General features: G+C 44.3%; 13 protein-coding genes. 2 read left to right on the plus strand and 11 right to left on the minus strand.

Translation table 11 applies throughout. The features are described from left to right. Positions 1–81: 81 nt before the first annotated feature. The 4 genes from CWO08_RS14040 to CWO08_RS14055 form a co-directional block, all read right to left on the minus strand. Positions 82–3,174, minus strand: coding sequence for an error-prone DNA polymerase (locus tag CWO08_RS14040; RefSeq protein WP_108020648.1), 3,093 nt, complete (start codon positions 3,172–3,174; stop codon positions 82–84). Between the two features lie 94 nt (positions 3,175–3,268). After that, positions 3,269–4,738 carry a DNA polymerase Y family protein gene (locus CWO08_RS14045; protein WP_108020649.1) on the minus strand — a complete coding sequence of 490 codons (1,470 nt, stop codon included), beginning with the start codon at positions 4,736–4,738 and terminating at the stop codon, positions 3,269–3,271. A gap of 3 nt (positions 4,739–4,741) precedes the next feature. Then, positions 4,742–5,449: a translesion DNA synthesis-associated protein ImuA gene (gene imuA / locus CWO08_RS14050; RefSeq protein WP_048659701.1), complete on the minus strand. Its 708-nt coding sequence runs from the start codon at positions 5,447–5,449 to the stop codon at positions 4,742–4,744. Positions 5,450–5,603: 154 nt separating this feature from the next. After that, complete coding sequence (locus CWO08_RS14055; protein WP_017629695.1) at positions 5,604–6,344, minus strand: YciK family oxidoreductase; 741 nt, start codon at positions 6,342–6,344, stop codon at positions 5,604–5,606. A 143-nt stretch (positions 6,345–6,487) separates the two neighbouring features. Here CWO08_RS14055 and sohB point away from each other — a divergent pair, with 143 nt between their 5' ends. Further along, the gene (gene sohB / locus CWO08_RS14060) at positions 6,488–7,549 is read left to right on the plus strand and encodes a protease SohB (protein ID WP_107898542.1); all 1,062 of its coding nucleotides are present in this window, start codon (positions 6,488–6,490) and stop codon (positions 7,547–7,549) included. Positions 7,550–7,718: 169 nt separating this feature from the next. On the opposite strand, the gene CWO08_RS14065 is transcribed toward sohB, so the two are convergent. From CWO08_RS14065 to CWO08_RS14075, 3 genes are all read right to left on the minus strand, one after another. Further along, positions 7,719–9,281 (minus strand): SpoVR family protein, encoded by a 1,563-nt coding sequence (locus CWO08_RS14065; RefSeq protein WP_107898508.1) that lies wholly within the window; start codon positions 9,279–9,281, stop codon positions 7,719–7,721. 11 nt (positions 9,282–9,292) lie between these two features. Continuing rightward, positions 9,293–10,564, minus strand: a complete 1,272-nt coding sequence (locus CWO08_RS14070) for a YeaH/YhbH family protein (RefSeq protein WP_048659698.1) — start codon at positions 10,562–10,564, stop codon at positions 9,293–9,295. A 102-nt stretch (positions 10,565–10,666) separates the two neighbouring features. Next, positions 10,667–12,601: a PrkA family serine protein kinase gene (locus tag CWO08_RS14075; RefSeq protein ID WP_048659697.1), complete on the minus strand. Its 1,935-nt coding sequence runs from the start codon at positions 12,599–12,601 to the stop codon at positions 10,667–10,669. A 354-nt stretch (positions 12,602–12,955) separates the two neighbouring features. Here CWO08_RS14075 and CWO08_RS14080 point away from each other — a divergent pair, with 354 nt between their 5' ends. Then, positions 12,956–13,711, plus strand: coding sequence for a MipA/OmpV family protein (locus CWO08_RS14080; RefSeq protein WP_108020650.1), 756 nt, complete (start codon positions 12,956–12,958; stop codon positions 13,709–13,711). A 106-nt stretch (positions 13,712–13,817) separates the two neighbouring features. On the opposite strand, the gene CWO08_RS14085 is transcribed toward CWO08_RS14080, so the two are convergent. The 4 genes from CWO08_RS14085 to pflB form a co-directional block, all read right to left on the minus strand. Continuing rightward, on the minus strand, positions 13,818–14,318 hold the full coding sequence (locus tag CWO08_RS14085) for a YfbU family protein (protein WP_017631241.1): 501 nt from the start codon (positions 14,316–14,318) through the stop codon (positions 13,818–13,820). 221 nt (positions 14,319–14,539) lie between these two features. Continuing rightward, positions 14,540–15,280: a pyruvate formate lyase 1-activating protein gene (gene pflA, locus CWO08_RS14090; protein WP_102432542.1), complete on the minus strand. Its 741-nt coding sequence runs from the start codon at positions 15,278–15,280 to the stop codon at positions 14,540–14,542. Positions 15,281–15,444: 164 nt separating this feature from the next. Then, entirely contained in the window at positions 15,445–16,446 is a 1,002-nt protein-coding gene (locus CWO08_RS14095) for a lipid A deacylase LpxR family protein (protein ID WP_108020651.1), read from the minus strand. Between the two features lie 200 nt (positions 16,447–16,646). Next, a complete protein-coding gene (gene pflB, locus CWO08_RS14100; RefSeq protein WP_055319744.1) occupies positions 16,647–18,923 on the minus strand; it encodes a formate C-acetyltransferase in 2,277 nt (758 codons plus the stop codon). Between the last annotated feature and the right edge of the window lie 281 nt (positions 18,924–19,204).

A 19,204-nucleotide genomic window follows, 5' to 3' on the forward strand; every position in this document is an offset into this window, starting at 1 on the left:
GGGAAGCGGATGCTTCCCTTTTTCGTTGCTCTTTCTCTCGTTCCTTTAGCCAGTGACCTATTGAGAACAGTTGGTACTTCGCTAATGAAAATCCCGAGATTTGGTTTTCAAGCCAACAATTTCATCGGTAATATCGATAAGTTTCCCCGCGATAACATGCACGACTTCTCCTTCTTTTTCTAATATCCCTTGTACTTTTAACGCCTTGGCTGTGAGGTAGGCTTGCTGTTGAGCGCGCGCGGTTGCTCCCCATACCACGACATTAATATTGCCAGTGCTATCCTCCAGAGTGACAAAGGTGACACCTGCCGCGGTGCCGGGGGATTGTTTTCCTGTGACTAATCCGACAACGGTGACCATAGATTTGTGTCTTTGTTGTATTAAATCTTTCATGTGTGTGAATCGGCCTAATCGTCCCGCTTCTTCGAGCAAAGTGATTGGGTGCTTGTTCAATGAAACTCCGACACTGGTGAAGTCTTCGAGTAGATCTTGCATTTCGTTGGGCTTGTGCAGTGTGTGTTCGCCATGCTCACCCTCAGTATCGTCATAGGCCTGGCTAAACAGAGGTAGATCAGACGCGGAATCCATTATCGCCCAGCGAGTTTGGAAGCGGTCTCCAGAGACGTTATGTAGCGCATTGGCCGATGCCAGTAGCTCGATGTCTTTCTTATTCATCGATAACTGTTTCACCTGGCTAGGGTGGCGATAACCGGATGGTGGACGATTGGCGATCACGCTTTGAATCCCATGCTCGCTGAACCCTTTGATTTGTCGCAGCCCTAAGCGAATCGCTAGACCATTCTGATGAGAGACAACCGTGTGGTCGTTTTGAGAAGCGTTCACACATACCGGAAGTATCACCACATTATGTCGCTGTGCATCTTGTACCAACTGTGATGGGCTATAAAAGCCCATGGGTTGGCTGTTCAACAAAGAAGCGTAGAAACATTCAGGGTAGTAGCATTTCAACCAAGCTGAGCAATACGCTAACACCGCAAACGAAGCCGAGTGGCTTTCCGGAAATCCGTACTCGCCGAAGCCGCATATCTGTTTAAAGATCTGTTCGGCAAACTCTGTCTCATAGCCGCGCTTTTGCATTCCCTCGATGAGTTTGTTTTTAAACTTAAAGACGTTGCCATTTTTCTTCCAAGCGGCCATTGCGCGTCTGAGTTGATCTGCTTCACCACCAGTGAACCCTGCAGCCACCATCGCGAGTTTAATCACTTGCTCTTGGAAGATAGGTACACCTAAGGTGCGCGACAGTACTGATTCCACGTCTTTAGATGGATAACTGATTGGCTCAATGCCATCTCGACGCTTGAGAAATGGATGCACCATATCGCCCTGAATAGGACCTGGGCGTACGATAGCGATTTGAATCACCAAGTCGTAATAAGTTCTCGGTTTAAGCCTTGGCAGCATGCTCATTTGCGCGCGAGACTCAATTTGGAATATCCCGACCGTGTCTGCTCGCTGAATCATGCCGTAAACCTGAGGGTCGTCTTTAAGGCGAGTGATCTCAGCAATAGTCAGTGATCGCCCGTGAATGCGTTTGATCAGGTCGAAACATTTACGAATCGCAGACAGCATACCCAACGCGAGCACATCCACTTTTAGTAGCCCCAAGGTTTCAAGATCATCTTTATCCCATTGAATAATGGTGCGATCGTGCATAGCAGCGTTCTCGACAGGAACCAATTCATACAAGGGCCCAGAAGAGATCACAAAGCCGCCCACATGCTGAGACAGATGACGTGGGAAGCCGATGATCTCATTGACTAAGTGGATAAACTGTTGCCCTTTCAAAGAATCAGGTTGTAGCCCCAATTGAGTTAACTGAGCTTGCCAACCTAGGTTTTTGTCCCTGCGATTGGTATTCTTGATGAAGTAGTCGAGCTGAGTTTCTTGTAGTCCCAATGCTTTACCGACATCTCTGACCGCACTTTTGAAGCGATAAGAGATGACAGTTGCAGCAAGTGCAGCCCGTTCTCTGCCGTATTTCTGGTAGATGTATTGGATGACTTCTTCACGGCGTTCGTGTTCAAAATCGACATCAATATCAGGCGGCTCATCACGCTCTTTACTGATGAAGCGTTCGAACAGTACTGAGATCTGCCTTGGGTCAACAGAGGTGATTTCTAGGCAGTAACAGACTACAGAATTGGCCGCTGAACCTCGACCTTGATAAAGAATGCCTTGGCTTTTGGCAAACATGACGATGTCGTGAATGGTGAGAAAGAAGAAAGGGTAGTCAAGCTCACCAATCAGCCCGAGTTCTTTATCTATGATTTGTTGAATGTCATTAGGCACACCTTGTGGAAAGCGAGCCTGTTTCCCTTTCTCGACCAACATGCGCAGATAACTCATGGGTGTCTCACCCTGAGGAATCAGTTCACTTGGGTATTCGTAGCGTAGGCTACCTAAATCAAATTCACACAGCTCAGAAATTCGGTTGCTCTCTTCCAGCCACTCAGCTTTGAATATATGAGAGAGCTTATTGATGCTTCGTAAACAGCGCTCGGCATTCGCCAACAGATGGCTTCCCACTTCGGTTATTGGCTTTTGGTATTTAATCGCAGTGAGTGAGTGCTGTAAGGGCAGGCGGTTAGCATTGTGCATCAACACGCCACCGCAAGCTGTAATAGGCAGTTGGTGATGTTGTGACAGAACAACGCAGTAATCAATGTACTGTTGATCGGTCTGTTTCAGGTGTCGTTGTAAGCCAATCCATAACCGACCTGAGTGGTGCTGAGAAAGCCACTGTCCCCAATGTGCGTCTTCATTTTTTTGTTGAGGCAACCACAGGATGAAGCAGTGCTTAGCCGACATGATATCCCACTCAGAGAGCTGATAATGTCCCTTGCTGCTACGACGTCTAGCGTTGGTAATAATACGGCACAGTTCGGCATAGGCTTGTCTATTTGGACATAACAAGACAACTTGGCACTCTTCATTTAACCAAAACATGCTTCCGACAATCTGCTTGAGCGACAGTTTGTGTTGCTTGATTGCAGAGTGAACCTTAACGATACCCGCGACCGAGCACTCATCAGTGACCGCGAGTGCTTTGTAACGTAAAAAGTCGGCTTGTAAAACCAGCTCTTCCGCGTGCGAAGCTCCCTCAAGAAAGGAGTAATTACTTTGGCAGAAAAGTTCTGAGTATTGCTGAGACATAACGTAATCTCACTTAATCATTGTGAGTAAACATGATTGAAAAAGGGGCGTTTAAATGGAACAAGTGGTAAGAACGGCTTACCAAACTGCCTTACTAACTGAACAAACCGTGCAAGAACCACTGTTTATCGGGTGTTCTGTATACCCATAGCCATCGACCGTTCTCACTGTGAGCAATAAAGTAGTCACGAACGATTTTCTCGCCATCCCACCAGCCAGAAACAATGCGTTCAGGGCCTTGAGATAAAGTGACGCTTTCGGTTAGTGCTTCGGGCTCCGGCAGCAAAATACTGGGCCTGAGTCGTTGTTGATTGACGCTGAGATCTGTGGTTTGTTGCTCGCACTCTGAGGGAGTTTTACTCTTTGACACAGATTTACTCAGTGTTGGGATCGAGTACTGATTGGCTTTTTCTGGCCTTGGGTCATGCTGTATTTTCGGTGTTTGAATACAGGCCAGCCCAAGCTTCGCTTGCAGTAGTGATAGCAAATCTAACGCGGCAAGTGTTCCGGTATTACCATCAAAAAGATCATGGTAGGCCATTTGCGGTTCTCCATGACGAACCAAGCTGAGGGTCAGCCCTTGAACCGGTGCTGTGAGCTTTAGTGACTCTAAGGTGAGATGAGTAAGGCTCGCCCATTTTTCAGCAAGGTAATCTCCTTGTGCCGAATAAAAAGAGACAGGGTGATCGTCTTTATCTCTTAGGTGCAAAGTCAGAGTTAACTCGAAAGCCACTCGGTCACGCAGCTTCAAAAAGCATTCCAGTTGATTCAATAATTTCAGCAATGGCTTTTCGATAAATAGAATATTTTCTATATCAAACAACAGCTCCAGATATTGTTGGAAATTCTCTGGCGGGTGATAAAAATCAATCGGGTGCTTGAACTGTCCATTAAGACGACCAACATAATTGACCAAGTCGATGTCAAAGCGACGCGCGACCTCTTGCAAAGGCAGCTTTAATAGGTCTTCAACGATATTGATACCGACACGGTTCAGGCGTTCAACTTGCTTGGTCGGTAGTTCACTGGAACTCAATGCTTGCTGATTGACCCAAGCTTTCATTTGCTCAACATTGTTTGTTGCTTGGTTGATCGCTTGCTTACCCAAAAGGGTCGCAGCAAGCGGCGAGTAACCTGTGGCAAAACTGAACTTAATGTTGAGGGCTGCAATATGGTTTTTGAGTTCATGCCAGTAGTTATCTAACCCGTCGTAAAGTGACAGCATGTTAGAGGCTTTAATCAATAAACCATTAGGTGGCAATAGTGCCATGTCGGAAGTGACTAGATAAGCCCATTGAGCGATCTCTTTGAGCTTACTTTTCTCCAGCTCAATACTGTAAGGATGGACGTGTAAGTTATGGCACAGCGCCGCCGCAGAACCTAAGCCCATACCAAGCGAAATTCCCGATTGCAGCGCAGCTGGATTAGCTTGCAGCACACGATGATCTTTTTCATCCACGATGATAATAGGTTGTTCGCGTGAGTCTTCGCTCGAACCCAATTCATTAGAGTTAAACAAGGTATCCAGCTGCAGAGATGGAAAGTGAATATAAAGCCACAACATACGCTAGCCTTGCTTCGCAATAGGAAAAGCCAGCACAGTGTTACCAGACAAAGCGCGGTCTGAATTGTCTTCATAAACGACTTTCTCTGTGAGTAACGGCCAGTTGTGTGTCATGTCTAGAATAAAGCTGCCATATGACCAACTGCCTTTTCTTTTTGTTACCTCTACCTTCAATCCTTGGGCGTGAGAAGACAGCTTCATGCTCAAAGAAACGGGTAGGGATAGTTGATTATGGCTGGTGGCTTTAAAGTGAAACTGCAGGCACTTACCGGTTTCACTGGCTGCTTGTAAGCGCTTGGTTTGGTGGATTTCTAGATCGGCTCCCCATAGCAATACAGAGTGACAAGCGCCGCTTTTGAGGCACTGCTCAGCCGCCCACAACGCATCGAGTTCGCGTTGCGGCTGGATAATGAGAATGTTCTCTAATTCAATGCCTTGGCTGCTAAAAAACTCGGCACAAATCTTCCCTGGCGGGTTAATGAATATGGCCAGTTTTTGCGAGTTTTTCTGAGCTAAATAGGGCGTAAGAAGGCGAAGTTCACCGATCCCTTGCTGTGATTCAACTTCAATAACGCCGTGTGTCGGAAAGCCACCATCAAGCTGTTTATCCAATTGCGGATAGCCTGTAGAAGTGGTACTTCCTAGCGTTGTTGATTGTAGCCCTTTCCAGATTAGCTGGCGGTCTTGTAAGTTTTTTATGAGTTCATGCATAATTAAATACCTGTATATTTATACAGTATATTTAACAATGAAAAAGATGCAAAGCAAAATGATGAAAATCAGAGGAACTAAGTTTTAGGTGCTTGATTTAGATACAAAAAAAGCCGCTATTAAAGCGACTTTTTACGATTGGTTATAATATCAACTACTTAGGTTGAGCATCGATACATTGGCCATTAATGTCCGTCACACTTGGGTTCATTAAGTGTAGGTACAGCGGTATGATGTCGAGTGGCGTTTTTAGCTTATTCGCATCTTCTCCAGGGTACGCTTTTGCACGCATACGTGTTTGAGTGCCACCTGGGTTGATTGCGTTAACACGGATATTTGTGTCTTCAAGCTCGTCCGCTAGGATTTGCATCATACCTTCGGTAGCAAACTTAGAAATTGCGTAAGTGCCCCAGAATGCACGGCCAGAGTGACCAACCGTTGAAGAGGTAAATACGATACGACCCGCTTCTGCTTTCTTAAGTGCAGGCAGTAGTGCTTGAGTCATCAAGAACTCAGACTTCACATTGATCTGCATAACATCATCAAAGGTTTCTTCATCAATCTGCTCAAACGGGCTCAGAGTACCGAGAACGCCAGCGTTATGAAGTAGGCCATCTAAACGACCGAACTGTGACTCAATGGTTTCAGCCATATCAATGTAGTTCTGCTTTGTCGCGCCTTTTAGATCCAATGGGATGATCGCAGGCTGTGGGTAACCAGCACTTTCGATTTCATCGTAAATGAATTCAAGGTTTTTAACATTGCGGCCTAACAGAATGACAGTTGCACCATGTTGAGCGAAGCTTAGTGCTGCTTGGCGACCAATGCCAGCACCGGCACCTGTAACCAAAATTACTTTATCTTTGAGGGCATCTGTAGAGATTGGGTAATCCACTGTGCTTATCCTTCTTTCTTTTATTATGTTCGTCATTCCATTGATGTTTAATCACACAGATAACCGCAGGAATGATGAGAAATTCTTGGTAATCGTGACAAGATGGTTACAATACACTAATTCATACAATAGGGGATATGACATTGGAATTTTTGTTGGACTACGGCTTGTTTTTAGCCAAGATTGCGACCGTTGTAATCGCCATCATCGCAATTTTAGTGATTGCTAAATCTGTGGGTGGGAAATCAAACGCAATTAAAGGTGAGCTGGAAATCACGAACCTATCTGAACACCATAAACAGACGATTGAACAACTAGAGCACCATCTACACGATGATGCTTTCATCAAAGCCCGTGATAAAGCAGAAAAGAAAGCGGAAAAAGAGAAAGTAAAATCACGTGGCAAAGAAGTGAAGAAAGCAGCGAAAGAGGGTGAGCTTGATAGCAAGCGTGAACCACACCTATTTGTTCTCGATTTTAATGGCAGCATTGATGCTAAAGAAGTGGCTTCTTTACGTGAAGAGGTAACTGCGGTTTTGGCTGTTGCTCGCGAAGGTGATGAAGTGTTGCTTAAACTGGAATCTGGCGGTGGTATGGTTCACGGCTATGGTTTGGCGTCTTCTCAACTTGACCGTATCAAAGCGGCAGGTCTTCCTCTGACTATCTCGGTAGACAAAGTAGCAGCAAGTGGCGGTTATATGATGGCATGTATCGCAGACAAAATCGTATCTGCACCTTTTGCTATTGTTGGTTCTATTGGTGTTATCGCTCAACTACCAAACTTCAACAAACTGCTTAAAAAGCACGACATTGAATTCGAACAGCTAACAGCAGGTGAGTACAAACGCACGCTTACTATGTTTGGTGAGAACAGTGATAAAGCACGCGAGAAGTTTAAAGAAGAGCTAGAGGAAACTCATGGTTTGTTTAAGGACTTCATTCGTGACCATCGACCAGCGCTAGATCTTGAAAAAGTCGCAACGGGTGAGCACTGGTTTGGTACACAAGCGCATGAACTTGGGCTGGTGGATGAGATTAGCACTTCTGATGATTTAGTCGTAGCGGCATGTAAGGACAAGACGGTTCTAGCGATTCACTACGTACAGAAGAAAAAACTATCAGATAAGCTAGCAGGCGTTGCAGGTAAATCTGCAGACAACGTGCTGATGAAGCTGATTGAACGCGGTCAAAAGCCGATTGTTTAAGCTTATTTAGTTCTAGTTTTTCATTTAAAGACGCTTAAGCCTTAAAAAGAAAGCGCATAAGTCATCAGACTTATGCGCTTTTTTATTGCTCCACTTCCGAGCGGGTTTAACCACTATGTTGTAGGGGGAGCGGAGTCTTATACCAATCACTTACTTATTGTGATTAGCATTAAATCTTGGCTCCATAATCATTTCGTTTCGGACAGGTGGTCAATATTTCTCTATGACCTGTGTCTTTGAGCTCTTCCAAAATCACATCAAAGCCCCATAAGCGATAAAGGTGTTTTAATACTTCATCGTAGCCTTTATCTAGCGGGATACGGTCATGAGGCACATATTGCAGTGTCATTGAGCGATCACCACGAACATCAACATTAAATACCTGAATATTCGGCTCAAGGTTGCTTAGATTGTACTGCGCCGCGAGTTTTTCTCTAATCAGGCGATAGCCCGGATCATCGTGAATCGCACTGACTTCAATGGTATTTTTACGGTCGTCGTCGAGTACTGAGAACAGCTTAAAGTCACGAATGATCTTTGGAGAAAGGTACTGGCTGATGAAGCTTTCATCTTTGAAGTTGTGCATCGCAAAGTGCACCGCTTCTAACCAATCACTTCCGGCTAATTCAGGGAACCACTCTTTATCTTCATCGGTGGGCTCTTCGCAGATGCGTCGGATGTCTCTAAACATCGCAAAGCCAAGTGCATAAGGATTTATCCCACTGAAATAAGGGCTGTTGTAGGCGGGTTGAGCAACCACACTGGTGTGACTGTGTAGAAACTCTAAGATGAACTTATCACTCACCAAGCCTTCGTCGTAAAGGTGGTTAAGAATGGTGTAATGCCAGAAGGTTGCCCAACCCTCATTCATTACTTGAGTTTGTTTCTGAGGATAGAAGTATTGGCTTACCTTGCGAACAATACGAACACACTCACGTTGCCAAGGTTCAAGCAGTGGGGCGTTCTTCTCAATAAAGTACAGAATGTTCTCTTGAGGTTCGCTAGGAAAGCGGATTTTGGTCTCTTTTTCCTTGTCTTGATTTTTTGGCACAGTTCTCCATAGCTCGTTGACTTGAGATTGCAGATAAGCCTCTCGCTCTTCCTGCCTTGCGGTTTCTTCGGCAATGGAAATCTTCTCAGGACGTTTGTATCGGTCTACGCCGTAATTCATTAATGCATGGCAAGAATCAAGGAGTTGCTCGACCTCAGCGACGCCATACTTCTCTTCACAACCACTAATGTACTTCTTAGCGAACAGTAAGTAATCGATGATAGAACTAGCGTCTGTCCAGGTCTGGAACAGGTAGTTGCCTTTAAAGAAAGAGTTGTGGCCGTAACAAGCGTGCGCCATTACCAGTGCCTGCATCGTGACCGTGTTCTCTTCCATCAGATAAGCGATACAAGGGTCTGAATTGATCACAATTTCGTATGCTAAGCCCATCTGACCATGCTTATAGTTTTGCTCAGTTTGAATGAATTTCTTACCAAATGACCAGTGGTTGTAATTGATAGGCATACCAATGCTTGAGTATGCATCCATCATCTGCTCTGAAGTGATCACTTCAATTTGGTTCTGGTAAGTATCTAAACGGTAATGCTGCGCCACACGCTTAATTTCGACGTGATATTGTTCCAAGAGATTGAATGTCCAATCTGGACCATCAGGCAGCATCTTGTTGTTTTTCTTTTTTGCAGCTTTGTCTTTCTCTGCAACGTTTGATTTCGCTGTCATGGCAAACTCCCTTACGCTGTCTCTTTCTGGAACAGTTCTCTAAACACAGGAAAAATATCATCCACCGTTTTAATGTTTTTCATTGCGAAGTTGTCGAAGCTTGCTTCTAACTTCTCATACTCGTGCCAAAGCGTTTGGTGAGAGCGGCGTGTGATTTCGATGTAAGAGTAATACTGACAAGTTGGCAGAAGCGTATTCACCAATAGCTCTTTACAACGAGGCGAGTCATCAGCCCAGTTATCGCCATCAGAAGCTTGTGCCGCATAGATGTTCCACTCGTTAGCTGGGTAGCGATCTGCAACAATTTCTTTCATTAGTTTCAATGCACTAGAAACGATGGTGCCGCCGGTCTCTTGCGAGTAGAAGAATTCATGCTCGTCGACTTCTTTTGCCTGAGTATGGTGACGAATAAACACCACATCGACATTCTCATAGGTGCGATTGAGGAATAAGTAAAGCAGTACGTAGAAGCGTTTTGCAATGTCCTTGGTGGCTTGATCCATAGATCCGGACACATCCATCAAACAGAACATCACGGCTTGGCTAGATGGAATAGGGCGCTTCTCATAGTTTTTAAAACGTAAGTCGAAGGTATCAATGAATGGAACGTTTTCAATTTTTTTGCGTAGCTCGGCAATCTCTTCTTTTAAGCGACTCTCTTCGAAGGGTTGTGCCGGTTCCGTCATTTTAACTTGGTCAAGTTGCTCCATCAGTAGGTTAAGCTCGCGCTTTTTACCTGCTGTCATCGCGGTTCTACGAGCTAGAGATTGCTGAAGTGAACGAACGATAGCGATGTTGGATGGAATCCCCGCGCTTTGATAACCAGAGCGGTGCGTTTTCCATTCGGTGATTTTATTGACCTGATTTTTCTCTAGATTAGGTAGAGCTAAATCTTCAAAGAGAATATCAAGATACTCATCTTTTGAAATTTGGAAGGTAAATTCATCTTGGCCTTCGCCATCAGGGCTTGCGTCACCTTGGCCTGAGCCACCACCTTGACCGCCCCCTTTGGGACGTTCGATTTTATCGCCAGTGATGAACTGATCATTACCTGGGTGAACGCGTTCTCTTACGCCGCCTTGACCTTGGTGAAAGCTTGGCTCTTTGATGTCTTTATGGGGAATAGTGACGTCTTCACCAGTTTCAGTATTGGTGATTGAGCGTCGGTTAACTGCATCGGCCACAGATTCTTTGATTTGCTCTTTATGGCGTCGTAAGAAACGCTGTCTATTCACAGCACTCTTATTCTTGCCATTGAGCCTCCGATCGATAAATTGTGCCATAAGAACTCCCTCTCAGCTGATGTCACGATCCTACTTTTTATTAGGGTATAAGAGTTATTGCTTTGTACGAGCTGCTCACTTGAGCAGCTCAATACAGTTTGGTTATGAGGATTTACGAACTCTTAGGTACCACTCGGATAGCAGTCTCACTTGTTTCTCGGTGTAGCCTTTTTCCATCATACGAGCAACGAAGTCGTCGTGTTTTTTCTGATCATCCGTTGAGGTCTTAGCGTTGAATGAGATAACAGGAAGTAGCTCTTCTGTGTTAGAGAACATTTTCTTCTCAATCACAGTGCGCAGTTTCTCGTAGCTCGTCCACACAGGGTTTTGACCGTTATTGTTGGCTTTGGCACGAAGCACAAAGTTCACAATCTCATTTCGGAAGTCTTTAGGGTTACTGATACCGGCTGTTTTCTCTATTTTCTCAAGTTCACCATTCAGAGAAGCGCGGTCAAATAGCTGGCCTGTTTCTGGATCGCGGTACTCTTGGTCTTGAATCCAGAAGTCAGCGTAAGTCACGTAGCGGTCGAAGATATTTTGACCGTACTCAGAGTAAGACTCTAGGTAAGCGGTTTGAATCTCTTTACCGATGAACTCTACGTAGCGTGGTACTAGGTATCCTTTCAAGAACTCTAGATACTTCTCGGCGGTTTCTTGAGGGAACTGCTCACGTTCGATTTGCTGCTCAATAACGTAGAACAGGTGCACTGGGTTGGCGGCCACTTCGGCTTGGTCGAAGTTAAACACGCGAGACAGGATCTTAAAGGCGAAACGTGTCGATAGCCCAGACATACCTTCGTCAACGCCTGCGTAGTCTCGGTACTCTTGGTAGCTCTTCGCTTTTGGATCGGTGTCTTTTAGAGTCTCACCATCGTAAACCCGCATTTTTGAGAACAGAGAAGAGTTTTCAGGCTCTTTCAGTCTCGATAGGATGCTGAATTGCGATAGCAGGTCGAGCGTGCTTGGTGAACAAGGGGCTTTGGATAACTCACTGTGTTCAAGCAGCTTCTTGTAGATCTTGACTTCTTCAGAGACGCGTAAACAGTAAGGGACTTTTACAATGTACACACGGTCGAGGAAGGCTTCGTTGTTTTTGTTGTTACGGAAGGTCTGCCACTCAGATTCGTTCGAGTGAGCCAGAATCATACCGTCAAATGGCAGTGCAGAAAGCCCTTCGGTACCGTTGAAGTTACCTTCTTGTGTTGCCGTTAGTAGTGGGTGTAATACCTTGATTGGCGCTTTAAACATCTCCACGAATTCCATCACACCTTGGTTGGCTTTACATAGCGCACCAGAGTAGCTGTAGGCATCAGGATCATCTTGAGAGAAGTGCTCAAGTTTACGAATATCCACTTTACCAACCAGAGACGAAATATCTTGGTTGTTTTCATCACCAGGCTCTGTTTTAGCGATCGCAACTTGATCGAGAATAGAAGGGCGTAGTTTGATGACTTTGAATTTGGAAATATCACCGCCAAAATCGTGCAGACGTTTTGCAGCCCACGGAGACATAATTGAGCGAAGATAGCGTTTCTCAATGCCATATTCGTTCTTCAATAAGTCACCGTCTTCGTTGACATCGAATAGACAGAATGGGTGATCGTTTACTGGGCTTCGTTCACCGTCAGCAGACAATACATAGATTGGTAGTTTCTGCATCAGGGCTTTGAGTTTTTCAGCAAGAGAAGATTTACCACCGCCCACAGGGCCAAGTAGGTAAAGGATTTGTTTGCGTTCTTCTAAACCTTGTGCTGCATGTTTTAAGTAAGACACAATCTGTTCAATCGCATCTTCCATGCCGTAGAAATCTTTAAATTCGCTGTAGCGTGAGATGACACGGTTCGAGAAAATACGACTCAGTTGAGGGTCTTGAGCGGTGTCAATGACCTCAGGTTCGCCAATGGCTAGTAATAAGCGCTCGGCAGCATTCGCGTAAGCACTTTTATCGTCTTTACACAGCGCTAAGAACTCTTGCAATGTCAGCTCTTCTTCCTTGGCTGCTTCATAACGTGATTGATAGTGGTCAAAAATACTCATAGTCACATTCCCCTTGTTAACCAGTCAAAACTGACGAGCGATTGAAAAATAGGCTCTCCCTACATTTTAAGGTTAGACCCGCTTCGACAATTTTGCTTAACAATTATGTATTTATTTACAATTTTGTGTGTGAAAAACGTAGCGAGCTCAATAGGCAACTTGAGGCGTGTAGAATCAAATTATTTTACATTCGAGGGGATCTAGCCGTTTGTTTTGTGATTTTAGGTCGCTTAATAATACTCACAATGGATTTATGTGTATTAGATGTATAATTGGGCTCTATTGATTTTCCGGAACGAAGTACCATATAATGCGCGGCGTTATCAAAAATTGCTCAATAAATAGGTAGATGTAGTGAAGAACAATGGGTTAAAAATAGTGGCTATCAGTGCTGCGTTACTGGCTTCGACAGCAACACATGCAAAAATCTCGCAGTGGTCACTAGGCGTTGCTGCCTCTTATTCTCCTGCTGTTTACAAAGACACTCCGTCAAACCGTGCCGTGATCCCTATGATTGGTTATGAAGGTGAGCACTTCTTTATGCGTGGTTTCAGTGCAGGCTATCGCTTATTACCTGCAGGTTCACCGCAAAATATTGTGTTTCGAGCCGTTTATGATTCAAGAACATTAAAGCCGGGTGACTCTGATAACGTTGATATTCAAAAGTTGGATGAACGTGATGCCTCTGTATTGGGTGGTATCAGTTATCAAGTGATTACTCTGGTTGGGATGTTTGAAGCGACAGCAGGTTCGGACTTAGGTTTTAAGCATAACGGTATTTACGCAGAAGCGGCATGGCGCCTACCTATTCGCCGAAATGGTTGGGCGATTACTCCTTCTATTGGTTACGCCTATAACAGTGAGCGTTTGAACAATCACTTATATGGTGTGAGTTCAGCTGAAGCGGCAAGAACAAACCTCAATGAATTCGACGCAGACTGGGATGGCCAGTACTTTATTGGTTTAGGTGGTTACTTGCATGTGACGCCAAATATCCGAGTGACGGGTGGCGTTCGTTATACCAATCTAGAAGGGAGTATTGAGAACAGCCCAATACTTGAAAGTGGTATCAACATGGCTGCAAACGTCGGTGTTGCTTACGTTTTCTAGTTACTTTGGTTTTCTCTTTGTATACGAATATTAAAAAAGGGTTACTCGTGATGAGTAACCCTTTTTTGAAATTTTTTAAGCCAGCTGAGGCTTATCTTTTGATGCATTAAGCACTGAAGATTTGAGATAGCTCTGTCGCACATAGGTGGTACTGACGAGGGCAGTTGCGCCATGTTGTTAGCATGCGACGGTATTTGTCTAGCATTGGCATTTGGCTATTGAAGTGGTGATCCGCTTTGTCGAACTGAGGGTAAAGACCTTCAGAATCTACAAGGAAACGCACGTAATGTACGATCTGCGCTTCAGAAGCGATATCAAAACCTAAGAACTGTAGGCGACGTTGGTCTACTTCAGCACGTTCTTGCTCTGCAAGCATTTTGTTTGACTCTTGCATTGCATGATACATCTCCATGATGTCGATAATTTCGCGACATTCTGCTTCAGTCAAACAACCAAACTCTTTGTTAAGCTCACGCATTTGGAGTTCGTAACCGCGCTCTACAATCGTTTGTAGGCGTTGATATTTAGCGGAGTTCTCAGGATCCATTTGAGACATTAGGTAGTATTGATTTGATAGAATTAGACGCTGAGCATTGGTCATTTCCATGGGAGGAACCTCACTAAAAAACTAAATGTTGTATTTTTTTGTTGCAGTAAGAGTAACAGCATTCCTACGAGTGGAAACATGATCTCAACACGGATTTAATATGATTTTTTGAATTGATAAACAAAAGTTGTAAAGAAAAGTGAAAGGATTGTTTTGCTCGAAAAAGAAAACACCCCAATCGAAATTGAGGCGTTTGAAATCGCTATGGACGTAAGTCTAGATTAGTATTTTACGTTTGAATGGTACTGGCTTAGAACCTCAACAATCTCGTCCATTTTTTCTTTGCTTGGTGGGTTTGTTCCTTCAAGCGGGTAGTCAAAACCAAGCGCTTCCCATTTATGAGCACCAAGCTTGTGGTACGGAAGCAGTTCTACTTTCTCGATGTTATCCATATCTTTGATGAATTCACCTAGAAGATGAGCATCTTCAGGCGTATCGGTGTAGCCAGGAACAATCACATAGCGAATCCAAGTTTTCTTACCGATTTTGTGCAAGTAGCGCGCAAAATCCAGAGTACGTCGGTTTGATACTCCAATGAAATCGTGGTGAATTTCATCTCGCATGTGTTTAAGATCTAGCATTACTAGATCAGAGGCTTCTAGTACTTCATCGACCACTTCAGTGTGCTTACGAATGTAGCCATTAGTATCAAGACAAGTGTGAATGCCTTCAGCTTGAGCTGCGCGGAAAAAGTCACGAACAAACTCAGGTTGTAGCATCGCTTCACCACCAGAACAGGTGATACCACCGCCCGATGCTTTCATAAAATGACGGTATGATTTTGCTTCGTTGATGATCTCTTCGACCGTTACTTCCTTTCCGTCATGAAGATCCCATGTATCACGGTTATGACAGTACATACAACGCATTAAGCAGCCTTGAAGAAACACAATAAAGCGGATACCAGGGCCATCGACAGTACCACAAGATTCGAATGAGTGAATGCGACCAGTTGTAGACATGAGCTATTCTCGTAGAGGAATTTATACCCTTTATTTTATTACAAAAACGGTACATAAAATAGGGTCAAATGGTAACGAGGTCTTTAAAAATAAAGGCAATCACCCGTTAAGATGATTGCCTTTATTAAACTTGGAAAGTAAAGGACGAAAGCTCTTACTGGTGGCTAGAAGAAAGCAAACATTGTGATACCGCCAGTGGTGTACACTGACTCTTTTGCTTCTTCGTAATCTGGTGTTTTTGCTGTTAGTGCGAAAGAGGCACCAACGTATCGGTTATACCAAGCGACACCCAATACAGCAGTCGCTTGAATATTCTCTAAAGTCACATCGTAGATAGCGGGATCTTCGTTGTTTTTATGAGCGTACTCATCAACACCTGAGCGATCGCCTTCAATTGTTAGGTCGTTGAATCGGTAACGACCTTCAAGGCCTGCATAGGTAAACCAACCAGCGTTTGATGCGCCGATCATGCCAGGTTTGAATGGGTTTTCTGTGGTGATGTTGGCTGCACCAAAGTTACCGCCCAAGTCCGTACCCCAACGGAACATAAAACCAGTCGAGATATCACTTCTAAAGTTACCCACGTTGATTTCTGAAACGTTAGAGATTTCGTAGTCAGTATTCGCTAGAGCTTGATTACGCATTAAGTTGAAATGGCTTAGGTAGCCAACGCTTCCCGCCCACTCATCATCAACTTGATATTCCCAGCCCATAGGCTCATCTGATTTTGTGATTGAGTGAACCAGCTTTTGAGCATCTTCTGAAAGTGCACGCTCACCAGTCGTACCAAACGTGATGTTAAAACGCTGAGCTTGTTGTGGATTTAAGCTGATGTAGTTGAGTTCGGTGTGTAGGTAACCTGCATACGGGCGATCATTGGCAGATGGTGTTTCCAATTCAATATCTGAAGGCGTATACATTTTGTGGCCAATGGTGATTTCCCACTTATCTAGAGAGCTTGCGCCCCAGTAAGAAAGGCTCAGTGGTTTTACCCAGTTGTATGGTGTAATACTTGATGATGTGTAACCCAGAAATAAGCCGTTGGTATAGTCTTGGTCGACACCAAAAATACCATCGTTATCTAAAGCGAAAGTTAACGTAGAACGATCAGATGCCAAAGATGAAAAAGAAAGGAGAATCAGGGGTAAACAACGCAGGTATTTCATGGAGCAGTTACTCTTAAATTATGAACCGAGATATTACCGTAATTTGACAGGATTTGTGGAAAAAAAGTGAATGGCAGGGTGCTTTTTTGCTCAATCTAACACTTCGAGGGATGGGTTAAGCTTGTGCGATTTACAACGGATATAAAAAAGCCCCGCACATTGGCGAGGCTAATATTATTTACTGTCTATTTAGCGTGAGCTTATAGAGACTCAGTAAATGTACGTGCGATTACGTCAGCTTGTTGCTCTGCAGTTAGAGAGTTAAAGCGAACAGCGTAACCAGATACACGGATTGTTAGCTGAGGGTACTTCTCAGGGTGCTTAACTGCGTCTTCAAGAGTTTCGCGGTTAAGAACGTTAACGTTAAGGTGTTGACCACCTTCAATGCCAGCTTCGTGGTGGAAGTAACCATCCATTAGGCCTGCAAGGTTAGCACGTTGGCTGTCTTGTTCTTTACCTAGTGCGTTTGGCACGATAGAGAACGTGTAAGAGATACCATCTTGTGCATCAGCAAACGGTAGTTTACCTACAGACGTTAGTGAAGCTACTGCGCCTTTCTCATCACGACCGTGCATTGGGTTAGCACCAGGAGCGAAAGGAGCGCCAGCACGACGACCGTCTGGAGTGTTACCAGTTTTCTTACCGTAAACCACGTTAGACGTGATAGTAAGAACTGACTGTGTAGGGATTGAATCACGGTAAGTCTTAAGCTTACGGATCTTGTTCATGAACGTAGAAACTAGTTCACAAGCAATGTCATCTACACGAGAGTCGTTGTTACCGTATTTAGGGTAATCGCCTTCGATTTCGAAGTCAGTTGCGATGCCATCTTCGTCGCGGATTGGTTTAACAGTCGCGAATTTGATTGCAGACAGTGAGTCAGCTGCAACAGATAGACCAGCAATACCACAAGCCATAGTACGACGAACGTCACGGTCATGAAGAGCCATTAGAGAAGCTTCGTAGCTGTACTTGTCGTGCATGTAGTGAATGCTGTTTAGTGCAGTCACGTATTGCTTAGCTAACCAGTCCATGAAGTGATCTAGACGGTCCATTACTTTATCGTAATCAAGAACAGCGTCAGTCATTGGAGCTTCTTTAGGACCAACTTGCATCTTAAGTTTTTCGTCCACACCGCCGTTGATTGCGTAAAGCATTGTTTTCGCAAGGTTAGCACGAGCACCGAAGAACTGCATTTGCTTACCAACGATCATTGGAGATACACAACAAGCGATAGCGTAATCATCAGACTCAAGGTCAGGACGCATTAGGTCATCATTTTCGTACTGGATAGAAGAAGTATCGATAGATACCTTCGCACAAAAACGCTTGAAGCCGTCAGGTAGTTGCTCAGACCAAAGAACAGTGATATTTGGCTCTGGAGAAGGACCCATAGTGTATAGCGAGTTTAGGAAACGGAAGTTCGAACGCGTTACTAGCGTACGACCGTCGATACCCATGCCACCCATAGATTCTGTTGCCCAGATTGGGTCGCCAGAGAATAGCTCATCGTACTCAGGAGTACGTAGGAAACGAACCATACGCAGCTTCATTACGAAGTGGTCGATCATTTCTTGTGCTTGGTCTTCTGTGATTTTGCCAGCAGCGATATCACGCTCGATGTAGATGTCTAGGAAAGTCGAAGTACGACCTAGAGACATTGCAGCACCGTTTTGAGATTTAACAGCAGCTAGGTAGCCGAAGTAAGTCCACTGGATAGCTTCTTGAGCAGTTTGAGCTGGCTCAGAGATATCGAAACCGTATTTCTCAGCCATTTGCTTGATTTGACCTAGAGCACGATGTTGCTCAGAGATCTCTTCACGCAATTGCATTGTTGCAGAAAGATCTTCGCCGTTCTCGAAACGCTCTTGTAGAGAAGCGAATTGAGCAGCTTTGTCTTTCATTAGGAAATCAATACCGTAAAGTGCAACACGACGGTAGTCACCAATGATACGACCACGGCCGTATGCATCAGGAAGACCAGTCAGAACACCAGACTTACGACATTTTAGGATATCAGGAGTGTAGATATCGAAAACGCCAGCATTGTGTGTTTTGCGGTATTCTGAGTAGATTTTTGAAACCATTGGGTCAAGAGTTTCACCGTATGCTTTACAAGAACCTTCAACCATACGTACACCACCGTTAGGGATGATTGCACGTTTTAGTGGCTTCTCAGTTTGTAGACCAACGATAGTCTCAAGATCTTTCTCAATGTAACCTGCATCGTGAGCAGTAATGGTAGAGATAACAGAAGTATCGAAATCTACAGGTGCTTTAGTTGCGTTTTCCTGTTTGATACCTTCCATTACCGAAGACCAAAGCTTGTTAGTTGCTTCAGTACCCTCAGAAACTAGGAAAGACTCGTCGCCTTCATACGGCGTGTAGTTCTTTTGAATGAAATCACGAACGTTTACTTCGCTTTGCCACTCACCTGCAGCAAAATCTTCCCAAGCTTTAGCAAATTGCTCTGCCATGACATACCTACCTTTTTAGTAGAAAAAATACGTACATTAACACTGTTGAGCCAGCGCCCCTCGTAAGGGTAGTACACTCTTATTAATAACAATATATATGAGCATATAAGCGTCATATGGTTATATATATTGTCACTACTTTTTATATGTTGTCTTTACTCTATGAATTCAAGACTACGCTAAAAAATTCCTGCAAACCTTAAACTAAATCAATAAATGCCAAAAAAAGTTGAAAAAATTTGAGTGACAGGGGTTGCCACCCAAACTTTTTTTTAATCCGA

The organism is Vibrio sp. 10N.286.48.B8, assembly GCF_003050085.1.
GTDB classification, from domain to species: domain Bacteria; phylum Pseudomonadota; class Gammaproteobacteria; order Enterobacterales; family Vibrionaceae; genus Vibrio; species Vibrio crassostreae.

What these genes read in the sequence shown, in the direction of transcription:
- CWO08_RS14075 (WP_048659697.1), bottom strand. Translation starts at nt 12,601, where the DNA reads ATGAGTATTTTTGACCACTATCAATCACGTTATGAAGCAGCCAAGGAA.
- CWO08_RS14065 (WP_107898508.1), bottom strand. Translation starts at nt 9,281, where the DNA reads ATGACAGCGAAATCAAACGTTGCAGAGAAAGACAAAGCTGCAAAAAAG.
- CWO08_RS14070 (WP_048659698.1), bottom strand. Translation starts at nt 10,564, where the DNA reads ATGGCACAATTTATCGATCGGAGGCTCAATGGCAAGAATAAGAGTGCT.
- CWO08_RS14040 (WP_108020648.1), bottom strand. Translation starts at nt 3,174, where the DNA reads ATGTCTCAGCAATACTCAGAACTTTTCTGCCAAAGTAATTACTCCTTT.
- imuA (WP_048659701.1), bottom strand. Translation starts at nt 5,449, where the DNA reads ATGCATGAACTCATAAAAAACTTACAAGACCGCCAGCTAATCTGGAAA.
- pflA (WP_102432542.1), bottom strand. Translation starts at nt 15,280, where the DNA reads ATGTCTACAACTGGTCGCATTCACTCATTCGAATCTTGTGGTACTGTC.
- pflB (WP_055319744.1), bottom strand. Translation starts at nt 18,923, where the DNA reads ATGGCAGAGCAATTTGCTAAAGCTTGGGAAGATTTTGCTGCAGGTGAG.
- CWO08_RS14045 (WP_108020649.1), bottom strand. Translation starts at nt 4,738, where the DNA reads ATGTTGTGGCTTTATATTCACTTTCCATCTCTGCAGCTGGATACCTTG.
- CWO08_RS14085 (WP_017631241.1), bottom strand. Translation starts at nt 14,318, where the DNA reads ATGGAAATGACCAATGCTCAGCGTCTAATTCTATCAAATCAATACTAC.
- CWO08_RS14095 (WP_108020651.1), bottom strand. Translation starts at nt 16,446, where the DNA reads ATGAAATACCTGCGTTGTTTACCCCTGATTCTCCTTTCTTTTTCATCT.